At 39.8% G+C, this 25,414-nt stretch carries 21 protein-coding genes and 1 pseudogene; 11 read left to right on the top strand and 11 right to left on the bottom strand.

From position 1 onward, the window contains the following. The first annotated feature begins 55 nt into the window (after nucleotides 1-55). Nucleotides 56-490 carry a hypothetical protein gene (locus tag AC1F2U_RS26205; protein WP_480263756.1) on the top strand — a complete coding sequence of 145 codons (435 nt, stop codon included), beginning with the start codon at nucleotides 56-58 and terminating at the stop codon, nucleotides 488-490. 70 nt (nucleotides 491-560) lie between these two features. Here AC1F2U_RS26205 and AC1F2U_RS26200 read toward each other — a convergent pair whose 3' ends face one another. Beyond that, on the bottom strand, nucleotides 561-1,520 hold the full coding sequence (locus AC1F2U_RS26200) for a VOC family protein (RefSeq protein WP_480263755.1): 960 nt from the start codon (nucleotides 1,518-1,520) through the stop codon (nucleotides 561-563). 425 nt (nucleotides 1,521-1,945) lie between these two features. Between AC1F2U_RS26200 and AC1F2U_RS26195 the strand changes: the two genes are divergently transcribed. The 10 genes and pseudogenes from AC1F2U_RS26195 (at nucleotide 1,946) to AC1F2U_RS26150 (ending at nucleotide 15,433) form a co-directional block, all read left to right on the top strand. Further along, nucleotides 1,946-2,758, top strand: coding sequence for an SDR family oxidoreductase (locus AC1F2U_RS26195; protein WP_334702636.1), 813 nt, complete (start codon nucleotides 1,946-1,948; stop codon nucleotides 2,756-2,758). 251 nt (nucleotides 2,759-3,009) lie between these two features. Further along, nucleotides 3,010-5,133: an amylo-alpha-1,6-glucosidase gene (locus AC1F2U_RS26190; protein WP_480263754.1), complete on the top strand. Its 2,124-nt coding sequence runs from the start codon at nucleotides 3,010-3,012 to the stop codon at nucleotides 5,131-5,133. A gap of 35 nt (nucleotides 5,134-5,168) precedes the next feature. After that, on the top strand, nucleotides 5,169-6,410 hold the full coding sequence (locus tag AC1F2U_RS26185) for a permease (RefSeq protein ID WP_480263752.1): 1,242 nt from the start codon (nucleotides 5,169-5,171) through the stop codon (nucleotides 6,408-6,410). A gap of 18 nt (nucleotides 6,411-6,428) precedes the next feature. Beyond that, nucleotides 6,429-7,367 carry a cation diffusion facilitator family transporter gene (locus AC1F2U_RS26180; RefSeq protein ID WP_480263750.1) on the top strand — a complete coding sequence of 313 codons (939 nt, stop codon included), beginning with the start codon at nucleotides 6,429-6,431 and terminating at the stop codon, nucleotides 7,365-7,367. Nucleotides 7,368-7,417: 50 nt separating this feature from the next. Beyond that, nucleotides 7,418-9,814: a glycoside hydrolase family 15 protein gene (locus AC1F2U_RS26175; RefSeq protein ID WP_480263749.1), complete on the top strand. Its 2,397-nt coding sequence runs from the start codon at nucleotides 7,418-7,420 to the stop codon at nucleotides 9,812-9,814. A gap of 55 nt (nucleotides 9,815-9,869) precedes the next feature. Then, nucleotides 9,870-10,328, top strand: a complete 459-nt coding sequence (locus AC1F2U_RS26170; RefSeq protein ID WP_334702631.1) for a cupin domain-containing protein — start codon at nucleotides 9,870-9,872, stop codon at nucleotides 10,326-10,328. 311 nt (nucleotides 10,329-10,639) lie between these two features. Continuing rightward, nucleotides 10,640-11,824: pseudogene (locus AC1F2U_RS26165) on the top strand (cation:proton antiporter); the annotation flags it as partial. A 171-nt stretch (nucleotides 11,825-11,995) separates the two neighbouring features. After that, the gene (locus tag AC1F2U_RS26160; RefSeq protein WP_334702630.1) at nucleotides 11,996-12,787 is read left to right on the top strand and encodes an alpha/beta fold hydrolase; all 792 of its coding nucleotides are present in this window, start codon (nucleotides 11,996-11,998) and stop codon (nucleotides 12,785-12,787) included. A gap of 23 nt (nucleotides 12,788-12,810) precedes the next feature. Then, nucleotides 12,811-14,451 carry an alpha/beta hydrolase gene (locus AC1F2U_RS26155; protein ID WP_480263748.1) on the top strand — a complete coding sequence of 547 codons (1,641 nt, stop codon included), beginning with the start codon at nucleotides 12,811-12,813 and terminating at the stop codon, nucleotides 14,449-14,451. 91 nt (nucleotides 14,452-14,542) lie between these two features. Continuing rightward, entirely contained in the window at nucleotides 14,543-15,433 is an 891-nt protein-coding gene (locus tag AC1F2U_RS26150) for a DUF3267 domain-containing protein (protein ID WP_480263747.1), read from the top strand. Between the two features lie 3 nt (nucleotides 15,434-15,436). Here AC1F2U_RS26150 and AC1F2U_RS26145 read toward each other — a convergent pair whose 3' ends face one another. From AC1F2U_RS26145 to AC1F2U_RS26100, 10 genes are all read right to left on the bottom strand, one after another. Continuing rightward, nucleotides 15,437-16,162: a hypothetical protein gene (locus tag AC1F2U_RS26145; RefSeq protein WP_480263746.1), complete on the bottom strand. Its 726-nt coding sequence runs from the start codon at nucleotides 16,160-16,162 to the stop codon at nucleotides 15,437-15,439. Between the two features lie 5 nt (nucleotides 16,163-16,167). Further along, complete coding sequence (locus tag AC1F2U_RS26140) at nucleotides 16,168-17,781, bottom strand: alpha-amylase family protein (protein ID WP_480263745.1); 1,614 nt, start codon at nucleotides 17,779-17,781, stop codon at nucleotides 16,168-16,170. Between the two features lie 161 nt (nucleotides 17,782-17,942). Continuing rightward, nucleotides 17,943-19,025, bottom strand: coding sequence for a phosphate ABC transporter substrate-binding protein PstS (gene pstS, locus AC1F2U_RS26135; RefSeq protein ID WP_480263744.1), 1,083 nt, complete (start codon nucleotides 19,023-19,025; stop codon nucleotides 17,943-17,945). 50 nt (nucleotides 19,026-19,075) lie between these two features. Continuing rightward, nucleotides 19,076-19,936, bottom strand: a complete 861-nt coding sequence (locus tag AC1F2U_RS26130) for an HAD family hydrolase (protein WP_480263743.1) — start codon at nucleotides 19,934-19,936, stop codon at nucleotides 19,076-19,078. 154 nt (nucleotides 19,937-20,090) lie between these two features. Further along, a complete protein-coding gene (locus tag AC1F2U_RS26125; RefSeq protein WP_480263742.1) occupies nucleotides 20,091-20,942 on the bottom strand; it encodes a DUF1206 domain-containing protein in 852 nt (283 codons plus the stop codon). Nucleotides 20,943-21,000: 58 nt separating this feature from the next. Next, nucleotides 21,001-22,416, bottom strand: coding sequence for an Nramp family divalent metal transporter (locus AC1F2U_RS26120; RefSeq protein WP_480263759.1), 1,416 nt, complete (start codon nucleotides 22,414-22,416; stop codon nucleotides 21,001-21,003). 79 nt (nucleotides 22,417-22,495) lie between these two features. Beyond that, on the bottom strand, nucleotides 22,496-22,876 hold the full coding sequence (locus AC1F2U_RS26115; RefSeq protein WP_480263741.1) for a peptidoglycan-binding domain-containing protein: 381 nt from the start codon (nucleotides 22,874-22,876) through the stop codon (nucleotides 22,496-22,498). A gap of 72 nt (nucleotides 22,877-22,948) precedes the next feature. Continuing rightward, entirely contained in the window at nucleotides 22,949-23,455 is a 507-nt protein-coding gene (locus AC1F2U_RS26110) for a PRC-barrel domain-containing protein (protein WP_480263740.1), read from the bottom strand. A gap of 38 nt (nucleotides 23,456-23,493) precedes the next feature. After that, a complete protein-coding gene (locus AC1F2U_RS26105; protein ID WP_480263739.1) occupies nucleotides 23,494-24,342 on the bottom strand; it encodes a M48 family metallopeptidase in 849 nt (282 codons plus the stop codon). Between the two features lie 231 nt (nucleotides 24,343-24,573). Beyond that, nucleotides 24,574-25,377 (bottom strand): hypothetical protein, encoded by an 804-nt coding sequence (locus tag AC1F2U_RS26100; protein ID WP_480263738.1) that lies wholly within the window; start codon nucleotides 25,375-25,377, stop codon nucleotides 24,574-24,576. Nucleotides 25,378-25,414: the final 37 nt, after the last annotated feature.

The raw sequence follows: 25,414 nt of genomic DNA, 5'->3' as shown, positions 1-25,414 counted from the left end.
CGTACACCACACAAGCGTTTAAAGTCTTCTGGCTTTAAGATTTTTACTTGTTCGTATGTCATCAATGCTACCCAACTCTAACCTACTTGTCCCACGTATTTGGGACTTTTGCAAGAGGTCTAATGAAAATAGTTATGAAGCTCATAACCAAAATAATTTTCTTTCTATAGAAAGTAGAGTTTATAGAAATCAAGACTTTGATAACAACTTTTGGGATATTGTGAAGGAAGCTGAAGAACTTTGGTCGAGGAAGATAGATGAGTTTATAAATAATAATGATGAATCAAGTTTTTTTCATACATTAGGAGCAGGTATCTTTGTCTTTCATCTTCCTCCTCGTCATAGAAATCCTAAAATAAAGCAAATTTTGAAACCCCCACATACTGCTTATGGAAAAGCACTCCACTATTCAAATATCGCTAGAGAAGTAGTAATCTTTCTAAAATCTAAAGGCATAGATTGTTTTTATAATCCAGGAAGAGATGATTGAGACTTTTAGGGTAAGATATATGCTTGATTAATAGCCATTTCAAGTAAGGGTGAGTACTATTAGCTCCTGCTCATTCCACTATTAGCAAAATAGAATGTCCGTCAGGATCTTTAACTAGACAACCTTGCCGATAAGGAAAAGAGCGATCGCTAAACTGCACAATCCGCGACGATATAAGCTGAACCCCGTTACGTCGTAGCTTATCCACTAACTGCTCAAGATTATTTACAACTAGCTCAATTTGGATATGTGCAATATCGCAGCTTTTCCAGTCACTCGGCATTGGGCGGCCTTTTCCAGGCACAATATAGTCTAACAGTTCAATTCCCACACCATCTTGAACAGGTCGCAGTGCTGTAATTTTGACCTCGGCTCCTGGTAAATTATCCAAGCGAGATTGGGTTGCACGCCAGTTGAGACTGCGGCTATCAATTTGTATTCCCAGGAGGTCGCGGTAAAAGTGTAGACTCTGCTCGGTATTGGAAATAGACATCGCACTATGATCGATTCCCAAAAACAAGCTATGGCTATTTTGATGCCATTTATCTTGTCCTTTATCAGGCGGAAACCAAATTAACTCTAAATCATGACCATCAGGGTCTTTAAACTTAAAAGCGCGGACACCACCAGATGCTTTATTCTCAGGTGGTATTGTCTGGGGAGCAACTGAAATTGGTTCAATAGAAAATGAACGCAAGTGAGCATAAGCACGATCCATATCACTCACTACAATTGCCAGATGTTGAAACCACAGGTCATTACTTTGTGAATCGCTGGGGATGGGTTTACCCTGAATATTAAGATACTCCATCAACTCGATAAGTTCATCACCTAATCGTAAAGTGATAATGCGAATTTTTGCTCCAGATACGCCTTCTAAGTCGCTATAATCCTGTCCTTCAACAGTAATGTCAGAAACGAGTTCAAAAGCAAGTGCTTGTGTATAGAATTCCAAAGAGCGCTCGCCGTTTGTCACTGTTAAGCCAATAGCTCTAATTCTTTGTACTTGTACATCGGTTTGATTAGACATATTCAACAGACTTTGTACTTATTCTGTACTAGCTTCGCAAAAATTCAATATGAGTCTTGTATAAATCAATCAATATAAAAAATATTATAAAATTTATCTCTAGCTTAAGAAAGACATGCAACTGACTTTATCCTTTAAAGATTTCATCCAATAATGAAATCGTGATGAAATTTTTATAGTTCTTTCGGTAGAGATATTTATTATACCAATGGCTAGAAGCGTTCATTCTTGCAAACCTCTAAAGTAATGCCAGAATCACCAAAATAGCTGTCAAAAATTAAACACATAAGCAAAATGTGTAATTGGTATAAAAAGTTCAACGTAGGACAGCTTGCTTCAATTTGGATTCAATCATAAGTTTTCAATATCAGCTATCCTCAAACTTTGCAAATGAAAATACATAGCAAAAATTCTGAAAAAGTATTATGAGTTATTCCCCTTATCTGCTTAAAGGTCAAAAAGCACTTGTGACAGGTGGTAGTTCTGGAATTGGTGAAGCGATCGCTCGCTATTTGGCTGCATCAGGTGCAGCAGTAGCTATTAACTATCATTCGGAAGCTGAATCAGCCCAAAAAATTGTTGATGATATCAAAGCTAATAATGGAGAAGCGTTCGCTATTCAAGCTGATGTCAGCAAAGAAGACGAAGTAAAGGCAATGTTCAGCCAGACGCTTAAACAATTTGGCACTATTGATATTTTAGTAAGTAATGCAGGCATTCAAAAAGACTCAGCATTTATAGATATGACCCTCGATCAATGGAATGCAGTGATTGGGATAAATCTAACGGGACAATTCTTGTGTGCTAGGGAAGCCGCAAAGGAATTCTTGCGCCGAGGTGTGAAGCCTGATATTTCTTGTGCGGCAGGTAAAATTATTTGCATGAGTTCCGTACATCAGGTAATTCCTTGGGCAGGCCATGTCAATTATGCTACCAGCAAGGGTGGTATTAATATGATGATGCAAAGTATTGCCCAAGAACTTGCCCCTCACAAAATTCGTGTTAATAGTATTGCTCCTGGTGCAATCAAAACCCCAATTAATAAATCAGCTTGGGATACTCCACAAGCAGAGGCGAAGTTACTACAATTGATTCCAGCAAAACGTGTGGGTGATGTAGAAGATATCGCCAAAGCAGCAGTTTGGTTGGCTTCTGATGACTCTGATTATGTCAATGGTACAACACTGTTTGTAGATGGTGGGATGACTTTGTATCCGGGTTTTACAGAGAATGGTTAAGATAATTCGTAATGGGCTACGCCCCGCTACGCTAACGTAATTCGTAATTCGTAATTCGTAATTCGTAATGGGCTACGCCCCGCTACGCTAACGTAATTCGTAATTCGTAATTCGTAATTTGTAATTTGTAATTTGTAATTCGTAATTCGTAATTCGTACTTAAGTTTTGTAACTGGGATTTAAAAAGAGCCAGAAAACTTGCCGCTTGTTGTCAGCGGGGGAATTAAAACCACAAAATTGGTTAATTAAAAATGCCTACAAAAGTTACTGTCAATTCGGGTTTGATAACCATTAACGATGGTTCTTCTTTTTTAGTAACGGCTAGTGATGGTTCTATCGACGAGAATTTACCTCAAGGTTTTTTTGTTTGGGATACACGCGTAATTTCTTACTATGAAATTTCTCTCAATCGCTACCAACTTTCGCTGTTAGCCTCTAGCAATATCACGCATCATAATGCGCTTTACCAATTTACTAATCCGCAACTTCCGATTATCAACGACTCTTTACCTCCTGGTAGTTTGCTTGTAACGGTTCAGCGCGACATTGTGGAAGGTATGCATGAAGATATTGATATAACTAACTATCATAATGAAGTTGTTAAGTTTCAATTAATGCTAGCTGTGCGTTCTGATTTTGCGGATATTTTTGATGTCAAATCACGGCAACTCTTGACGCGAGGTGAAACACAAACCAGATGGGAAAATGGTGTACTCACTACTGAATATCGTAACGGCTCTTTCTTGCGAGGTATTGTGATTGAGCCAGTTTGTGGTACTTCTGAGCCACGCTATGCCAATGGTCGTTTAATGTTTGATGTGGTCATCGCTCCTGGGAAAACATGGCACACTTGTGTCAATTTTACAGCCTTAGCAGATGGAAATATCTTCAAACCTCAAAACACCTGTGCTGTGCCTCACAGTACGAAAGCGGGAAAGGTTAGGGATGAATTTCTGACTAATGCCACAAAGTTGCGATCGTCTAATGCTGAAATTGCCGAATACTATCAGCAAGCGATCGCAGATATGGGAGCGCTACGCATTGATGTGGATGATAACGGACATCAATTTTGGATGCCTGCTGCTGGTATTCCCTGGTTTGTTGCCGTTTTTGGACGCGACTCAATAATTGCTAGCTTGCAAGCGATCGCAGTTTATCATGAATTTGCTCGTGGCACGTTACTCAAACTGGCTCAACTCCAAGCAACTGAGTTGGATGATTGGCACGATGCCCAACCAGGCAAAATGCTCCACGAAATGCGGCGCGATGAGTTAACCACACTAAACCTACTTCCATATCATCCCTACTACGGAACAGTAGATACTACCATCCTTTGGATTGTTACCTTATCTGAAGCCTATAACTGGAATGCCGATGTCAGTATGCTTGATGAATGTCGAGCGCCACTGGAAAAAGCCCTAAATTGGATTGACAAATACGGCGACTTTGACGGGGATGGCTTTGTTGAGTATTTAACTCATTCCTCAAAAGGATTACGCAATCAAGGTTGGAAAGATTCGGGTGACGCAATAGTTTACCCCGATGGGCAGTTAGTTGAGCCGCCAATCGCTTTATGTGAAGTTCAAGGCTACGTTTATGATGCGTGGCTAAGGGCAGCTTTAATTTATGAAGTCTGGGGCGAAAAAGAGCAAGCCAAAAAGCTGCGTCAAAAAGCCGAAGAACTTTATCAACGATTTAATGAACAATTCTGGATGGATTCAGTTGGCTTTTATTGTTTAGGATTAGACGATAAAAAGCAGCAAATTCAATCAATTACCTCAAATCCTGGTCATCTCCTCTGGTCTGGTATTGTCCCACAGGAACGAGCAAAAAAACTTGTTAACCGACTTTTTCAACCCGATATGTGGTGTGGTTGGGGTGTGCGGACTCTTTCATCTGAAAATCAGGCATATAACCCAATTAGTTATCAACGAGGTAGTGTATGGCCTCATGATAACTCGATCATCGCAGCGGGATTGAAAAAGTATGGCTATCACCAAGAAGCTAACCGCATTGCTGAGGGTATCTTTGCTGCTGCTAGTTATTTTCAAGCTGGACGAATGCCAGAATTGTTTGCGGGAATTGAACGCCAAGATGATAACTTTCCAGTCCCATACCCAGACGCTAACATACCCCAAGCTTGGGCTGCTGGTTCAATTTTATTCCTCATTCGTACTATTTTAGGACTCAAAGCTGATGCTTCCAAACAACAGTTAAAAGTACAGCCGAATCTACCAGATTTCTTACCCGATTTGGAACTTACAAATTTGTCCGTGGGAGACGCTACGGTGGGATTGCGATTTTGGCGCAATGGCGAACAAACCCAATGGGAAGTTACGCATCTTGATGGTGAATTAGAAGTTTCTACTACTTAGAAATTGGGATAAAACTATTCTGATAATTGATAAAAATGAACACTATAAACCCTTTTAGCGACCCCATCAATGGAATTTTCCTAGCACTCAACATGACATTTTCTATGTTCTGGGAAATTCTTTGGGCGCTCATTCTTGGTTTTACACTATCAGGGATTGTTCAAGCGGTAATTTCTAAAGGGGAAATGAGCCGACTACTACCAGATGCGTCACCAAAATCGATTGCAGTAGCCTGTGGTTTAGGTGCAGCTTCATCGTCATGTTCTTATGCTTCTGTCGCCCTTGCCCGTTCAATCTTTCGCAAAGGTGGTAATTTTACAGCAGCGATCGCATTTCAATTTGCCTCAACTAATTTAGTCATTGAACTAGGCATTATCTTGGCAGTATTAATGGGGTGGCAATTTACTTTAGCTGAGTATGTCGGTGGGCTATTGATGATTGTAATATTAGTATTTCTGTTTAAAGTATTCCTAAAACCCCAGATGGTGAAATCAGCTAAACAGCAAGCCAATCGTGGACTCTCTGGCAAAATGGAAGGACACGCCAATATGGATATGTCAGTAACAGAAGGTTCTATTTGGCAAAGGATTTTTTCTGATAAAGGGTTTACATCCATTAGCCACTACTTTGTCATGGACTGGGTTTCTGTGTGGTTAGATATTGCGCTGGGATTAGTAATTGCAGGTGCTTTGGCTGCTTGGGTATCCAACGACTTTTGGCAAGCATTCTTTCTCACAGATCACCCTGTATGGTCGAAGTTATGGGGGCCAATTGTCGGGCCAATCGTAGCGATATTTTCCTTTGTTTGTTCTGTGGGGAATGTTCCTTTAGCTGCTGTGTTGTGGAATGGAGGTATTAGTTTTGGAGGCGTAGTTGCATTTATTTTTGCCGACCTGATTATACTGCCAATTTTAAATATTTACCGCAAATATTACGGTTTGAAAATTAGTATATTTCTAGCGATCGCTTTTTATGCAGCGATGGTAAGTGCGGCATTAATAATTGAAATTCTGTTCCAAATTTTGGGATTAATACCACAAGAACATAACGCCAAAGTAGTTGAGGCATCTATCCAATTTAACTACACTACAGTGTTGAATATTTTGTTTTTAGCTCTAGCAGCTTTATTGGTTGCGCGGTTCTTCAAAACTGGCGGGCCGAATATGCTGAAAATGATGAATAGCGGCAGTGAGCAAGAACATAGTGAACACCATAACATGATGCATTATTCTGCGATTAAGAGGAGAAAGAAGTCTGTGAGAAACTTACCTATTTAGAAGCTAATATTTACAATCATGGCAATTGATTCATCTAAAAAAACAATCTTTGCGGCGATGGGGGCTAATTTGGCGATCGCTATTACTAAATTTATCGCTGCTTCTATTACTGGCAGTTCTGCCATGATATCTGAGGGTATTCATTCAATCGTAGATACTAGCGACCAACTATTACTTTTGCTGGGAATTATCAGAAGCCAAAAACCAGCAGATAATAGTCATCCCTTTGGTTATGGACAAGAACTTTATTTCTGGACTTTTATTGTTGCCATCCTCATCTTTGCCATTGGTGGCGGGATGTCGATTTATGAAGGAATTACTCATTTAATTAATCCCAGTCCGCTAGAAGACCCAATGTGGAATTATATTGTGTTAGGTGTGGCAATATTATTAGAGGGTTATTCTTGGACTGTAGCTTTAAAAGAGTTTTTGCCAACCAAGGGTAAACAAAGTTTTTGGCAAGCTATCAAAAACAGTAAAGACCCCACAGTAATTACAATATTATTTGAGGATACTGCGGCAATTTTAGGTTTATTCGTGGCCTTAATCGGAATCTTCTTAGGACATTTATTTAATAATGTTTATTTGGATGGCATTGCTTCGATTATTATTGGCATTATCTTAGCTATAGTAGCAGTGGTACTAGCGAGAGAAAGTAAAGGTTTATTAGTTGGAGAAAGTGCCGACCCTCAAACTATAGCTAATATCCGTTCTCTGTCAAAAGCAGAACCAGGAGTGAAAGAAGTTATCCGGGTGCTAACAATGCAACTTGCTCCACAAGAGGTATTACTAAACTTAGAACTTCAATTTTCTCACAATCTTACAGGTGAAGAAATAGCTTTAACTGTAGAAAGTTTAGAAGCAAAAATTAGCCAAAAACATCCGGAAATAAAACAAATTTTTATTGAAGCTAAATCATTAACTGCATCTCGCAAATATTCTCAAACTTCTCAATAATTTTTGAATCAAAGGAAAATCAACTACAGCACTGAACTGGACAAAAAATTATGGTAAAAATTCTCGGTCAAGGACAGGCTTTTGGCTCACCGGGTATCGATCCTCGATGGACTCATGCCAATAAAGATGGAGTGGGAACAGCTTACTCTACCTCTAGTAACATTTGGTTTACTATCTGGAACGGTGTTGTGACTGAAATCTACCATCCCACAGTAGACAGTCCCCAAGTTCGGGATTTACAGTATCTAATTTCTGATGGAAAAAGCTTTTTTCACGAAGAGAAACGCCATCTCGAATCAAAAGTTGAACCGATGTGGACTCATGGTTTAGGATATCGCATCACTAATTCCGATCCACAAGGGCGTTATGCTGTAATCAAAGAAGTAATTACCGATCCGCATTTATCCTGTATTTTACAACGCACAAAGTTAACAGGAGATAGCGATTTTATTTCCCAACTCCAGCTATATGCTTTATGTGCGCCGCATCTGGAAGTTGGAGGTAGAGGGAATAATGGTTACGCTGTACAAGTTGCTGGACATCGGATTCTCACAGCCGAGAAAGGAGGAACATGGTTAGCGATGGGTGCAACAATTCCTTTTACCCGTCTTTCTTGTGGCTATGTCGGTGAAAGTGATGGTTGGACAGATTTAGCTGATAACTTTCAGATGGATTGGGAGTTTGATAGTGCTGTAGATGGCAACATAGCATTAACTGGAGAACTAAATTTAGACAGCAGTAAAGAGTTTACTCTAGGACTGGCATTTGGGACAAATCTACATAATGCCATTTCTACACTGTTTCAGTCACTCAATATTCCTTTTGAAAAGCAGAAGCAGCTATATAACGAACAGTGGAAGCGATCGCGCCAGGGCATCAAACCATTAGAAAATAGTTCTTATGATCAGGGTAAGTTGTATCACAACAGCATTAGTCTGTTGTTGGCACATGAAGACAAAACCTATCCAGGTGCATTAATTGCATCTCTGGCTATCCCTTGGGGTGAAGCCAAAGACGACCAAGACCAAGGAGGATATCACCTTGTCTGGACGCGGGATATGGTTAGCAGTGTATCAGGTTTAGTGGCTGCTGGGGAAACTGATACAGCAGTGCGATCGCTAATTTATCTCGCCACTAGTCAGCAGGAAGATGGCGGTTTTCCCCAAAATTTCTGGGTTGATGGGAAACCTTATTGGACAGGTATCCAGCTTGATGAGGTGGCATTTCCCATTCTCTTAGCATGGTTATTGCATCAGCAAAAAACTTGTTTAAACTTCGATATTTATCCGATGATTTTACGGGCGGCGGGTTATTTAATTCGTCACGGCCCAGCTACCCAACAAGAACGTTGGGAAGAAAATAGTGGTTATTCACCATCAACATTAGCATCTAATATTGCCGCCTTAATTTGTGCTGCTCAATTTGTTCGTGAACGTGGCGATGAAGCAACAGCAAACTTTATCGAAGAATACGCTGATTTTTTAGAATCTCACATCGAAGCTTGGACAGTTACTACTGAAGGCACTTTAGTTCCTGGCATCAAACGCCATTACATTCGGATTACTCCTACAGATATTAATAATCCTCAACCCAACGAAAATCCTAACCAAGGAACTCTTGTTATCAGCAGTCAACCACCTGGCGAACCGTCAGAATTTCCCGCGAAGGAAATTGTTGATGGCGGGTTTTTGCAATTAGTCCGCTATGGAATTCGCAAACCAAATGACCCGATTATTGTTGATTCTGTCAAAGTAATTGATGCAGTTTTAAAAGTAGATACATCTGCTGGGCCTTGTTGGCATCGTTACAACCACGACGGCTACGGACAGCAAGAAAACGGCAGTCCTTATACTGGTTTTGGTAAGGGACGCGCTTGGCCTCTCTTAACAGGAGAACGGGGACATTATGAATTAGCTGTTGGCGGCGATGTCAAAACATATATTAAGGCGATGGAAGGATTTGCATCAGATACTTGTTTACTACCTGAACAGGTTTGGGATGAAGCAGATATATCTGAGAATCATCTGTATTTAGGAAAACCAACAGGTTCGGCAATGCCTTTGATGTGGGCACATTCGGAGTATATCAAACTGCTACGGTCAAATCATGATGGTCAGGTATTTGATTTGATTCCACAGGTGAAGAATCGATATCTAGGCGAAAGAAAGCAGTGTAAATCGTTGGAAATTTGGAAATTTAACCGACAAATAGACAAAGTTCAAAAAGGCTATACATTGCGAATTCACGCTTTAGCATATTTTCACTTGCACTGGTCAGATGATAATTGGCAAACCGTCAAAAATACACCTGCTACTTCTACAAAATTAGGGGTTAATTTTGTAGATATTGCTATTTATCATAATCAGCAACAGCCCATCAACTTTACCTTTTTCTGGATTGAAAGCAGCAAATGGGAAGGACGCAATTATATGATTAGAATTTCGTAATTCCTAATTTCTAGTTCGCCTTTCAATACATTTCGGATCAAAAAGAGCCATTATTATGCAGAATAACTCATCACCCAAACCAACAATTGAATACTGGCACGTCTGGACTGACAACGACGGTATAAGTCACCAATCCCGTTGTCAAATTGAAGACTTCATAGAAAAAGGCATAGCCCCGGATACCTCACCGCAGTGGCTTTCTAATTTGAAACAGTCTGGTGCTACAATCACCTTTACTGTGCTACCCGTGGGATGGGTTGGTAACTGGCATGAGAACCCGAAACCCCAGTGGATCATCCCACTGTCGGGACGCTGGTTTGTGGAGACTATGGACGGACAGCGAGTCGAGATGGGTGTTGGCGAAATTTCCTTTGGAGAAGATCAGGGTACGAAAACAGACGCGCAAGGTCATAAGGGTCACTTATCTGGAACAGTAGGCGATGTACCAGCTGTTCTAATAATGGTGCAATTTGAAGAGACTCCGACTATAGAGCAATCCTGTAGATTTAGGTAAGTGAGTTAGTAGCCAATACAGTTCAGAATGAGCAACAAAATATTTGTAGAGACGGCGATTTATCGCGTCTCGAAAACCCAAAATTGTTGCCAGTAGCCCTTAACCCAGGCGTATTGAGTTAGCGATCGCTAGCAGTGCGTTAGTATACTCCTTTAGTGAAGTAAACTATGCATACCCTGTCGCGCCAGTATCAGCCTGTTAAAAAGCTAGTACAGCACAGCGTAAATAGCTATATTTTTTCCTGAAATATAAACCTCATAATTTAGGAAGATTCAATTATAGGAGGTTGTACAGCACGACTTAATTTTTCTATGGAAGAATCCTTGCCCATTACTATTCTGATCAGTGCAACAGTTGTGGCTGGTATTGCTGCTCAAGTTCTAGCTGGTTATTTTCACATTCCTAGTATAGTCTTGCTACTTCTGTTCGGGATTCTTCTGGGACGAGATGGTTTTGATTTTTTAAATCCATCTTTACTGGGCGTTGGTTTAGAAGTTGTGGTTTCGCTGTCAGTAGCACTTATTTTATTCGAGGGTGGTTTAAATCTACAGTTAGGAGAGTTAAAAGAGGTTTCTAGTAGTCTTCGCAATCTTGTCACTTTGGGAGTGCTGATTACATTAACTGGTGCTGGAATGGCTGCACACTGGCTGAGTGAATTTCCTTGGTCAATTGCTTTTCTTTATGCCTCCTTAGTAGTTGTGACAGGCCCAACAGTAATTAATCCACTCCTCAAACAAATTGGTGTAGAAAAAAAAGTCTCAACACTTTTAGAAGGAGAGGGTGTTTTTATCGATCCAATTGGTGCAATTTTGGCTGTGATTGTACTTCACTTTGTTTTGAGTGGAAATGTGGAGCCACTCATTTTAATTAAGGGTTTAGTTTTGCGTTTGGGTATAGGCGTAGTTATTGGTATAGCTGGAGGCTGGTTAATATCCCAACTTATCAAACAGGATCAATTCTTATCTCAAGAATTAAAAAATCTAGTCGTTTTAGCTAGTGTCTGGGGTTTATTTAGTTTGGCACAGGTTTTACGTGGTGAGTCTGGTTTAGTGGTTGCTGTAGTTATGGGGATAGTTTTAAGAGCTAATAACCTGCCTTCAGAGCCTTTATTGCGTCGATTTAATGAACAGTTGAGCATTTTAGCTAATTCGGTTTTGTTCATTCTGTTAGCAGCAGACTTATCAATTGCCAGTGTTTTCGCTTTAGGTTGGGGTAGTTTTCTGACAGTTATAGTGCTGATGCTAATAGTGCGTCCTATTAATATTTTAATATCTACCTGGAATCAAGGTTTTAACTGGCAACAGCAGTTATTTTTATCTTGGGTTGCTCCTCGTGGAATTGTAGCTGCTTCTTTAGCCTCTTTGTTTGCAGTTTCACTGACAAAACAGGGTATCAATGGCGGTGATTCAATTAAAGCCTTAGTATTTTTGACAATAATGATGACAGTTTTTTTCCAAGGATTGACGGCTGGTTGGGTCGCCAGTCTGCTTGATTTACGTTTAGTAGATCAAATAGATCAAGATTCTTTGCAAGCAACTACTGATGATGTCAATAAGCAAAAAGATGTAGATAAAAACAGCTTTACTTCTGAATTAATTGAGTCGTAGCTAAAATTTTTTACTGCCTTATCGAAATTATCACTCTTGTTCTCGTAAATTAGTTTATTTATGCCATCTAAAATTCGTAGTCATCCTTATTTTTTAACTCCCGAATTATCTAACTCTAATTATCCACTCTTTGTATTTCTACCTGGAATGGATGAGACTGGCAAGGAATTGATGTACATTCAAACAGCAGGTTTAGAAGCAGCTTTTGATGTACGTTGTTTTGTCGTTCCCCCTGATGTTCTAACAAGTTGGGATGAAATGACAGAAAAAGTAGCAAGTTTAACCAAGATAGAACTAGAAAAAGTACCGCAATCACACGTTTATCTTTGTGGGGAATCATTCGGTGGTTGTTTGGCGCTCAAAATCTTAGAAAAATTTCCTCAACTATTTACCAAGATTATTTTAATTAATTCTGCTTCTTCATTTCATCGAGTCCCTTGGCTAAATTTAGGTTCATTTTTGTTTCCTTACACACCTCAATTATTTTATAAAATTTCTTCGTTTTTATCTTTGCCTTTTCTAGCTAATTTAAGTCGAATTTCACCTGCTGCAAGCCTTGCTCTTTCAAAATCTACCAGTTCTGCACCAAAAGAAACTGCTAATCAACGGCTATCTTTGATGAGGAAATTTGATATTGATGAAAATAAATTATCTCAAATTACTCAACCTGTATTACTAATTGCTAGTAGAGATGATCGACTTTTGCCTTCAGAAGCAGAGGCTAAACATTTAAATAATATTTTTCCTAATTCTCAAACAATAACTTTACCTCATAGTGGTCATGCCTGCTTAGTTGAAAGAGATATGAATCTCTATGAAATTTTATTATCTGCTAATTTTCTCGTTGCCTAATATAGTATTTCAAGTGATATATAATGACTCAAACTATAAATAAACAAACTGTTTGGCTGAAATTGGCTTTGAGAATTTTTAGTATAGGGTTGCTGCCTACATTAACTGCTTATCCCGCTTTAGGTGCAGAGAGAATAAGATTCAATTACGGTATTTTAGAAAGGTCTATCCCAATTAGTTCACTCGAAACCTATGCTAGAACAGGCAAAGTGGACGAGAATTTAGCTGCATATAGAAAGTATGTAGACAAAAAGCAACTAGCTCAACTGCGAAAAGTTTTACTAACTCGCATTCCCCTAAATCAAGTAGAAGTTTCGCAGTTTCTTTATACACCCATTGGCGAACGATTATTAGAAAAGTTAGGGAAAGTTATTCAGACAGAATCTAACTTGTCAGGGTTTTATGCAATTCGTGCAGCACTGATTTTGTCAGCCGCAGATCAAAAAGAGTTTACGCTTTTAAATGTATTAAGCAAGTTTCCGGCAAGTGCAATTTCAATTAACTTGAACCAGAGTTTGGCAATTGCAGAATCATTACAGAATTTAGTCAATCAAACTCAAAATGCAGTAGCATTTATTAACCAACAATCCCAACAAAAAGTAACTACAGCTTCTACACTTAAGACCGTTCCATTAATGGACTTGGGTAAAACCGGAAGTTTTAATTTCTCAAAACAAACAATTACACTTAATGACCTCTCACGTCAGAGGAGATTTCCTGCTGATATTTACCTCCCAACTGCTCAAACTCCTCGTCCGATAATTGTCATTTCGCACGGACTTGGTTCCGACAGAACAAGTTTTGCGTATTTAGCCGAACATCTGGCTTCTTATGGTTTTGTGGTTGCTGTTCCAGAACATCCTGGCAGTAATTCACAACAAATACAAGCATTATTAGCAGGTATAGCAGATAGAGTTACTAATCCTAGAGAGCTAATCGACAGACCTTTAGATATTAAATTCTTGCTAGATGAACTCACTCGTTTATCAAAGTCTGATTCAATATTTAGGGGACGTTTAAATTTGGAACAAGTTGGTGTAGTAGGGCAATCATTTGGTGGATATACAGCATTGGCATTGGCGGGTGCAAAGATTAATTTTGAGCAACTGAAAGCTGACTGTCCAGCTTTGGAAAATACGTTAAATGTTTCGCTTCTCCTTCAATGTTTGGCGGTCAATTTACCAAACGCTCAATACAACTTATCTGACCCCAGGATAAAAGCAGCAATTGCTATTGATCCAGTCGTTAGCAGTATTTTTGGTCAAGCTAGTCTCAGTCAAATCAAAATTCCGGTAATGATTGTATCTGGTAGTTCTGATACTGTTGCTCCAGCTTTAACAGAGCAAATTGAACCTTTTACTTGGCTAACAACTCAAAATAAATATTTAGCACTTATCAATGGCGGCACACACTTTTCTACTATTGCAGAATCACCAAATGCCACCATACCTGTTCCTACACAGGTAATCGGTTCAAGTCCAGCCTTGGCACGTCGTTATGTTAAAGCTTTGAGTGTTCCATTTTTTGAAACGTATGTTGCCCAACAGTCAAGTTATCTTTCCTACTTGAGTCCAGATTACGTTAATACAATTAGTCAGCAACCACTACCGTTAAGTTTAATAAAATCTTTGACATCTGAACAATTACAAGAAGCGTTCAAATAAGGATTTTGAAGCTAGATAAACCTGTAGAGTGATGAAATAAACACTAAATATTATTAATTTGGAAAGCAAGGATTAATAATTAGCAGAAATTATGAATATAGCAACTCGCAATGAGCCAATTTATGTATTTCGCTTAACTCCAGAAATATCACTGATTTGGACTACTTTAGGTTCATTACTGTTAATATTGGCAGCAGCAGGTGCAAGCTGGTATTATAGCATCATTCACGAACAAGCAGTAATTTTTAGTGTAGAAAGTGCTGGAGGTGGAGCTTGGCGAGGTATTCTTGCTTTTGTGATTTTACTGGCCATTACTTTTATCACCATCATTGTTCATGAATTGGTGCATGGAATAGCGTTTGCTGCCTTTGGTGGTTCGCCACGTTATGGATTTAAATTTAAGTATTTCTTACCTCTTGCTTACGCCACTTCACCAGGTGACTTGTTTCGCCGGAATGCTTTTATTTTCATTGGTTTAGCACCATTGATAGTCCTTGATGTTGCGTGTTTGTTACTGCTAGCAATTTTTCCCCAAGCAAGCTGGTTAATTTGGGTAATTGCATTCAATACAAGCGGTGCAATTGGAGATATCTGGATAGCAGTACAATTGCTACGTTGTCCACAGTCAATTCGAGTCGAAGATAGAGAAGAAGGCATAGCAATTTACGCACCTCATAGTGTGACTTGCCGAGAACTTCCTTTTGCTAAAACTGGTAAGCGTTCAGGTGTAAAAGCTTTGTTAAACCTTGCTTTTATGGCTTTGGCGTTGGTGCTAATTTCTAGCTTTTTACTAATACCAGTATTGAAAACTTTAGAAGTTCCTTCATTTATTATCGGTAATAATCCTTTTTGGATTTTCCGTTGGATAAATAACACAAAAGGATTTAGTATTGAATTTAACTGGATATTTTTTGTGATAGTTATTTTTACATTATTGTTACTAAGCTTTTTAACTAATATGGTTCGGCGACGGGACAGTTAATAATTAAAGAGCTAATAAGAGAATTGCATAGCCGAACGCACCGAATGCAAATGCCCAAAAGCGGCTTTCTCGCTGTTCTGGTAATTCTTCCTTAAGGACATTGAGTACAATACCTCCCGATAAAAAGGCGAAGAGAACCGCAACAGCCGCCTGATGAATTTGTGTACCAATGCCAATTAACCAACCAACAATGATCGCAGCTACTAACAACCACCGCCCAATCCGATCATATATTTGTTTGTGGTTTTCGCGCAAACCATTATCGTTGACTACAAAATGCAGTGCCATCGCAAAAAAATAGAACAATAAACTCTTGATACTTGATTCTTCTCGGTGTACTAACAAGTAGCCAATTAAGGCGTTATAAACAGCAAAAGAAGCAATATGTATCCAAAAAACGTCTAAAGCAGTAACATCTCCCTTCCCTGCTTTTTGATTGCGTTGACGCGACTTGTTTGCAAATCGTTCTAAGCCATAAAACACTGCTAAACCTAAAAGTGCCACCAAATAAACGTGATGCTCTAAAAAAGCAAGTCCAATATTCAAACTGCTTTGGAGTGTTATTTGGGCTTTACTCAGTTCTGGCAAAATGTGAACGAACACATAAGCAACAGATACCCCACTGCCAAATGAGAGCCAACGACTACGCGGTTTAGCTCTAATAAATTGTAGTTTACCTGAATACAAATGTATGATGGCTAAGGCGATCGCACATATTGCAGCGATCATGCTTCTTACTTAACGCGAAACCAGCGATAGCCGTATGCTTCTATTGGGATGGAAGGCAAATTAATGTCGAGAGGTTCGTATTGCGAATCGCCAAATATATCTATTAGATGGTTATACTCATCAAATTTTAGCGTGACTGTACACGAGCGATCGCCTAAATTATGTAAAGCGATCGCACTTTCACCTTCCGACTCGCAGCAGTGAGCAAATACACACGGTTGATCGGTTTCTAGAATTTGCCACTTACCGCAACCAAACTCTGGACACTGCTTGCGAATACGGATTATATGTTCCATCCAGTTGATTAAGGAGTTGCGATCGCGTTGTTGATCTGTTACATTCACCCGTTTATAACCATACTCTCCTTCTTTAATCACAGGTCGGGTAAGAACATCTGACGAAGCGGTAGAAAAGCCGCCATTGATTGCATCTGACCATTGCATGACTGTGCGGACACTATTTCTCCCCTCAAGTGAAAGGTCTTCACCCATCCCAATTTCTTCGCCATAGCGTAGCACGGGTGTCCCAGGTAAGCTGAATAACAGACTGTATGTTAGTTCAATGCGACGTTTATCACCTTCTAACATTGGTGGTAAACGACGACGAACGCCTTTGCCGAAAATTTGCATATTCTTTTCCGGTGCGAAAGCCTGAAAAACTTCTTGGCGTTCGGAATCGCTAATTAAGTCCAGGTTGAGTTCGTCATGATGGCGGACAAAATTTAACCATTGACCGATGTCAGGAATATCAGGTAATGATTTCAGCCCGTCAAGCAAAGTTTGTAAATCTTTACGTGCCAGAGCTAAAAACATATATTTGTTGAGCAAGAAGTTAAACAACATCTGACATCGATCGCCATTACCAAAGTAGACGGGTATTTTGTCAGAACTTACATTTGCTTCTGCAAACAGAATTGCATCACCCCGACGCGAGGTAATAAACTCTCGCATATCTTTAAGGAAAGTTTGCAAGTCTGGACACCCTGGGATGCCAAGTGGATTAATTAAAAATGGCGCAGCATCGATGCGAAACCCCGACACACCAAGTTGCAGCCAAAAACCCATGATTTTGTAGATTTCTTCCCGTACCGCAGGATTAGCAATATTTAAATCAGGCTGCTCTTTGTAAAAATGATGCAGATAGTAAGCATCAGCTTGTTCGTCGTATTCCCAAAGACTATCCTCTACTCCAGAAAAAATTATCTGTTCTGGCTTGGTTTGGGGGGGATTTTCTGACCACACATAGTAATCGTGATATTTAGAGTTTTTATCTGAACGCGCTTGCTGAAACCAAGGATGCTGAATTGATGTATGATTTACTACTAAATCAACTAGGACTCGAATACCGCGATCGCTAGCTTGATGTATGAACTGTACAAAATCTCCCAGTGTACCCAATCGTGGATCAACATTGTAGTAGTCCATGACATCGTAGCCGTTATCTCGATTGGGAGAAGGATAAAACGGTAATAGCCATAAACAGGTAATTCCCAGTCCAGAAAGATAATCTAGACACTTAGTTAGTCCTTGGAAATCGCCAATACCATCGCCGTCTGAATCCATGAATGTCTCGACATCCAAGGAGTAGAAAATTGCATTTTTGTACCAAAGTTTCTGCATTTTCCTGCCTTTTTAATTACTGAAATGTAAATGATAGTGCTGAGTAAAACATTCTCAGACTGGCTGGAATTAAGCCAGGGATGCTGTATATCTGCATCTCTGACTCAACAAAGCTGGCATAGTTGCGATCGCAACAACTCACAAAAGTGATTAATATTACATTAACGAGCCGCTAATTTTTCACTAACTGTTGATTGCACTCTTTGGGCAAGTTCATTCGATATAGGTATATATCCAAGTTGTAAAGCGTATTTGTCGCCCTGAGTCAGCGCCCAGTCAACAAAGTTTTTGAGAGTCGTTGCTTGGGCAGGATTATCGTATTGGTTATATAACAAAAGCCAGGTTAAACCTACAATTGGATAGGCTTGCTGTTCTGGAGGGTCTGGAACTTCCAAAGCAAAGTTTTGTGGAATTGTTTGTCCTTGCAAGGCTCTAGCGGCTGACTCTGGTGATGGGTCTACAAATTGGCCAGCTTTATTTTCTAGAGTTGCCATATTCAAATTACTTTGCTTGGCATAGACATACTCAACATAGCCGATGGCTCCTTGAGTTTGTTGAACTTGCGCTGTTATCCCTTCATTACCTTTAGCGCCGATACCTACAGGCCAGTTGATTGACTTACCAACACCTGCTTTCCAGTTGGGACACACCTCACTAATGTGATTGGTAAAGAGGAAGGTAGTACCACTACCATCAGAACGATGAACAAACCTGATGGGAGTATTAGATAGGTTAACGTTAGGGTTTTGTTTAGCAATCAGCGGATTGTCCCAAGTTTTGATATCACCCTGAATAATGCCACAGTAGGCTTGGCGTGAAAGCCTTAAATTCTTGACATTTCCTCCTAGATTGTATGCAAAGACAACAGCACCACCCGTTAACGGTACTTGAATCGGTTCAGTATTGTATTTTGCTCGAAACTGTTGACGTTCTTCTTCTGTTAAAGGTGCATCGGTAGCTCCAAAGTCTACAGTTCTTCTTAAATACTGGTTAACACCAGCACCACTACCTATTGATTGATAGTCAATTTTGACATTTGGATTCTGTTGATTGTAAACATCGAACCAAGTTTGATACAAAGGAGCAGGAAAGGATGCTCCAGCACCAATAAGAGAGACTTGATTGCCTGGGGTCTGTGATTGGCAAGAGAGCAAACCTGTAGTCAGTACTACTCCAGTTATTGTAATAACCCAATGGGTAATCTTAGCGTTATTAAATGTGATGTTACCTAATTTTTGTAACATGATCGCTCCATATTTTATAGATTTCTAACTCTGCGTTGTTTTTCGCAGTTCTACTCACCTACACTCAATTGCTGCAAAGCAATCCGTTTGCAAAGACCTTCTACCACGAGTGTTAAAGATTGCATCAGTTCAGAATTTTCGCTGTAGTCAACAGGCGCGAGGTTAGCAACCCGTTGACTTTGAGTCATTTTTAAATCTCGTCCCCATTCTTCTGGAGTAATGTCTTTATATAATGCGATCGCTGTACCCTGTTCTTGATTCATTAAAGAAAAGCAGGGAATATCTGACTCGCCATCACCAACATAAATCACCTGTGCCAATGGAATGTGCAATTCCTTTGGTGGTAAATCTCGATATACAAATGATTTACCATCATCTTGGTAATCATCAAAACCTTTGGCAATTTGGAAAAGATAGCGGGTTTTCTCTGTGTGAGTGACAATCTTCTTTAAAAACTCTATACCGTTGCGATCGCCATAAGAAAATTCACAACCCCACATTGCTTTAAAATTTGGAGCAATACAGTTATGACGAGCAATTTCCACCATCCCGCAAGTTATTAAATAAAATTCTACCTCTACTTTGGGATTTAATTCGTGGGCGGATTGTTGCAAGTGGTCAAACATTTTATTAACGCCATCAAAGGGAGCTAATTCTTGACCAAAGCTAGCAATATATTCTTGTGTAATTTTGTTGCCTTGTCGTTTTGACTCTTCAATGAGGGCATAAAATCGAGCTAAAATTTTATCCCAACCTTTGTCAATTAAGGGTCGAATTTTTTCCTGGCGAAACTCCAGAGCATCAATACCTAAGCTTTCTAACAAAGCATCAACGGTATCTGGAACCAGAGTATCATCAAAATCGAAAACTATAGCGATGCGATTAGAAAGGGGTTTGGTCGAAACAGTCATAACAAAAGGTTCTCAACTATGGGATTTTTGCAAAAATATTAGTAATTTTGGATAAAATACTAGAATAGCCAAGATAATTAGTTAAAAAGTCGAGCAATTAATGGCAAAATACCAGCTTTACAAATGCAGTAAAAATTAGCGATTGCGTTAAAAATTATAAATTAGCAATATGCCGATAGCGAGCCTCTATTCCTGAATAGATGCCATAAGCAATCAAACCCAAACCCACTACAGCCAGAAGCCAAAGACCAAAGGGGTGTTGTGTTAGAACTGCCAATGCACCACCCAACCCTCTAGCCTGAGTGCCATCAGATTGAATTGCCGCCAGCATCAAAAAAATGCCGATAATGACAAAAACAATGCCACGGGCAGCAATGCCAAATCTACCCATACGCACTGCCCAACTTTGCTCAGTTAGACTCATTTGAGAAAGTTTTAAATGGTAACGGAATTTGCCTTTATACGCTTTATAAAGGTAAGAAAGACCAACACTAACTACCATCATCCCTGTCAGTGCTATTAGCCATCGTCCAAGGGGTTGAGCCAAGATATATATTGTCCAATCCTCAGTTGAATCGCTATCGCCAACGACTGAACCCATAATCAGTTTTACAGATGTCAAAGCCAAACCTGTATAGGCTAAAGCACTGATAGCATAACCAATCCGTTGGGCAATTCGTTTAGCATTAATTGGTTTTTTACTTTTTTCAGGATCAAAAAACGTCTGAACTAAACGCCAAAGTACATACCCAATAATTCCGAGAGTAACGATACTTAGCAAAAATTTTCCAAAAGGTTGGACAATAATTGCCTTTAACGCACCAGTTGTATTCGTGGTTTTACCACCAGAACCAATGGCTGCTTGGACTGCTAGTAACCCAACAATAAAGTAAACGACACCTTTTGCTGCGTATCCTAATCGTGCTAATCGCTTAAACCAAGGGAGAGAAGTTATTTCTTTAACTGGTTGCCTAATTGGTTCTAGGGGTGAATTAGGTAGTGTCATACGGCATAGTAACTATTTAGAATTCAGAAAGATGAAACTGCTCTCTATACTATATTTATTAACCTGAAGCGCCGCTTGAGCCAATTATACCAAGCAGTTGCAACAGATAAATAATTGCGAATACACCAAAAAAGATGCCAGCGATCGCTGTTCCGCCAAAGATAATTTTTGATGGTTGCAGTTCCTTGGGCAACATTCGATGATTTAAATAAAGAGTCAGTCCGGTGACGATAGGGATGTGAGCAGCTTCAATTCCGCCTGCGGTTTGTAGTAAGCCAACAGGTTCACCGAAAAACAGGTAAACGGCGATGGGTAAGGCTACCAATAGCACTACAATATACAGACGCTGCAAAAACTTTTCATTTGTCCAGCGTCCCCGCACGCCAAACCCTTGCAGTAATATCTGCGTACCATCGGCAAACATTCGTCCAAAACCATCTTCTACCGATAGTACGGTACTACAAAAGGTAATAAAAACGATCGCCACCATAAACCAAAAGCCAAATGGCCCCCAAAGGTCGCCCAGCAGACTACCCAAAGTTTCTGCAACCTGATTTTCTTTGGGTACAAGTCCTTGGGGACGCAGCAACTCACCACCCAGAATCAAGAAAGACAACGCCGCTAACAGCGCACCCACCACTGCTAAAGTGTTGGATATAGTCATCAAATTTAGCCAACCACGCAGCTTCTTTTTTTGCTCCTGGTTGAGTTGCTTGGGGTCTATACTCTGTTTTCCTTTAACACTGGCTGCACCATATCCTCTGGCTTCTACCCAGTAGGAATACCACATTAATCCGGCTGCTCCTGCCAACATGAAACCCAGCCAAGGTAGTATTTCTTGATACTGCACATCTTGTGGAATTTGCGGTACTAACCCAGTTGCTAGTTTGCGAACATTAGGGAAAACGAAAATAGCCGCAGCTACCACTGCTACAGTACGGGCAATCCCTACATAAGAAGAAATCTTTTCTACTACGTTGTATTGCCCCAAAAGTACGATCGCAGCTGTTACAACAATAATAATTACTGTCCATAGTTGCACACTTCCTCCAGCAACCAAAATTAGTGCTGTCGCGGCGGCTCCTGAAAGTCCAGCAACGGTAGAAATTGCTACCACTACCTGCGGCAGCAAAATCAACCAGATTGCCCAGTTTTTGGGGCCGGGAAGTTGTTTGAAACCTTCTAGGATGGTTGCGCCAGTACAAACTGAAAAACGACCAACTTCACCATTAATAAACCATTTCAAAATCACAGCAGCAAGTAGCGCCCATAGTAGGGTGTAACCATAGAGTGCAGCAATTCTTGGCGTAAATAGCAATTCACCTGAACCCGCAGCCGAAAGCATCCACAAAAAACTAGGGCCTAGCCATTTCAAGTTATCCCAACCTTGGGGTGAATCTGGGATGTTTACAGTTTTTTGTGGCTGCTGTTTGTTACTAGTATGTGTTGATAAATCGCGGCTTTTATTAATCATTTTCTGCTCATTTGTACTAATATTGTTAGCCACAATTTTTAGTCGCCAGTGCTAGTAATAAATTAGACTTTTCAAATTTTTAGAAAGCACGACGACGCACGGGTGGTATATTACTGCGTAAAGCTTGCCATGTCAGCGCTCCTACCCTACCATCACCAACTATTCTTTGCGATCGCTGAAAGGTAGCTACTGCTGTAGCAGTTCTAGGGTCATAAATACCATCAATAGCTCCGTTATAAAATCCTAAATATTTCAGAACAGCTTGCACATCTCTCACCGGCTGTCCGCGAGATCCAGGTTTAAGGAAAGGAGCTTTCACAGGAGAGTATTTTGAAAGCCTACCTGTAATTGAGGTTGTCTGCGCCTTAGCAGGTGCAAAACTAAAGGGTAACATCCCCAAAAATAATGCAGAAATTAACCCCAATGGTAAAATTATTGAGCGCATAAATCGAGTATTCATAAATTTATATTTCTCCTAAATTAAACACAGCCAATTTGATACCGATAAGAGAACTTTTCTAACATCCTCCGATCAAATTTTTGCTCTATTTGGATTTCTCCCATTTCTCAGGTTTTCTTCATAGGTTCTGAAGTTGGGATCGTTCAGTTCGTAAAAGTAAGGCTCTAGCGTGTAATTATAAAGAGCAGGAGTACCTAACATACCCGGCATTACTGATGGCACTAAAGGTCGGTAAACCCCTCTAACTTTCTCTTCATAATCATTATCGATTGCTAAATCTTCGCTAAATTCAGGTAGATTTTTTACTTGATCTTTAGTCAAGTTAGGAACAAAAAGATGTTTCTTATCATAGTCAAGACGAGCTAAACCCACTGGGAGCAATACTCTTTTGCCGAAAATCCAGAAGCCTGTATCAATGATGAAATACCGGAAACGTCCATCACTTTCATCAACTAATATATTGACAACAAAGCCAACCATGTTATCATCGGCATAAACATCAATTTTTTTGATGTCATTACCATCAAAAATTTCATCTTTGTAGTTGGGATTGTATTCGCCAAGTTTGTACAAAGCCATATTTTCCTCCTGTAAAAACTGTTTAATTTTGTGATTAACTAACTTAAAGGTTGAATTTTTTCCTCATATACAGTATTGTTTAAACCGCCACCTCTATGAGCTTTTTGAGAATTAGCTGCACTTTTTAAGGCAGTAATGCGATCGCTTGTTGCGGGATGAGTACTCAAAAATGTCGGTACTAAAGGCTGGTTGAGTAACTTTTGCATAAAAGCAATCATCGCAGACTGAGCATAACCAGCACGTCCTAAAGTCCTCAGTCCTCTTTGATCGGCTTCAAATTCATCTTGGCGGCTGTGGGGACGGCGTAATGCCAAATCCACACCAATCTGAACTGCTGTACTACGCTCTAATCCGGCTGCTGTAGCAAAACCACGAGCGATCGCTGTTTCTCGCATCTGTTCTATTGAATGCCGACTAGCAATATGACCAATTTCGTGAGCGATAACGCTGGCTAATTGAGCTTCATTATCTGCGGCTTTTAGCAATCCGGTAGTGACATAAACATAGCCTCCCATTGTGGCAAAGGCATTTACACTATCATCTTGAACTACCTGAAATGTATACGGAATACCAGGACGAGTGCTATTTGTCGCCAACCATTGACCAACTTGGTTGACATAGCGATTCACATTTTGATTGCGATAAAGCTTAATATCGCTATTAACTAACTGTTGATTAATCTGCTTGCCTAGTTGGACTTCCTCTCGATCCGAAATAGTGGATAGCTGGAATATTTGGATTCCTTGATTCAAGAGATCAAACAATGAAATTGCCTGTGTCTTTTGGGGTGAACCCACACCAATGCCAACCGCTACTAAAACTGACAGTAAGAAATATAACCAGCGACGATAGAAACGAGAGTAAATAAAAGAAAAAGAATTTGGCATAATCTTCTTCAAGTTAACTACAGTGTTCAAAATTAGTGAACAACCCTTGCCAGCAAACTTGTTCAAAGTGTTCTAAATCCAGCATTATCCTCAATTAGCTACTTCATTGCTATCCACCCAAACTTGTTACGGCTCTAATCTGTGTAGGTGTAATTGAAAAGCTACATAACGATCTCATAGAGTCTTACAGAAAGCACAGCATTTAAGACCGTCATAAAAAACTGAGAATTTCTAAGAAGGATGATATACAGTTTCAGCAACTAAAATAGGTCTGTTGCCGTACTCAGCCTCTAACTCTCTTTTTACATTTAGATCCCAGGTAAAATTATATTCTTTCTCAATTTCAGTAATGACAAAAGGACGAACTTCACCAGTTATCGATACTGTTTGGTTCTGATTTATTGCTACTTTGGGCGGTGCTTTTAATAAAACTAGCAAATCTTGCCCACCAAACAATTGGTTTTCATCTAGCGTTAGTAAAACCGGACTGCGAATATTTTCTACTTTTCCTGTAACTGTAACTTGACGACGATAATATTGTTTGGGACGTTGTGTTATTTGGCCAGGTTGAGGCGCTAATACAAGGTATCGAGCAATAATTGCAGGTTTATTGATGTAATCTTTGTAATATTCGTCCTGTATATTGAGATTAAACTCTTGCTCAATTTTGGGAATTACTAAATTACGAACCTGACCAGTAACCTGAACTTTGATATTTTCGTCAGATGGTAGATTAAAAGGCACACCTGAAGCATTGACAACTACAAGAGGTTCACCGCGAAAGAAGCGTGCATCACTAACCGTAAATGAACTTGAACCAATTTTCTTAATTACTCTGCTTTTAACTGTTACAGAGTTCCCCATAAATTCGTCCGTGTTTTCAGCGATTTCAGATGTGTTAGTGATAGTTGCCTTTGCGTCAAAAAAGCTACAACTTCTCACTATCAGAGCGATCGCTATCAGGAAAACTAATACCCCTGCCTTACTCAGTGCTTGTAAGAAATCTCCCCTTTGAGAATTGTCATTTATTGCCATTATTCTTATTTGTTTTGAGGCTATTTATCAAAAGTTT

Source organism: Nostoc sp. LEGE 12454 (assembly GCF_056620565.1).
This window is presented reverse-complemented; position numbering and strand designations above follow the sequence as displayed.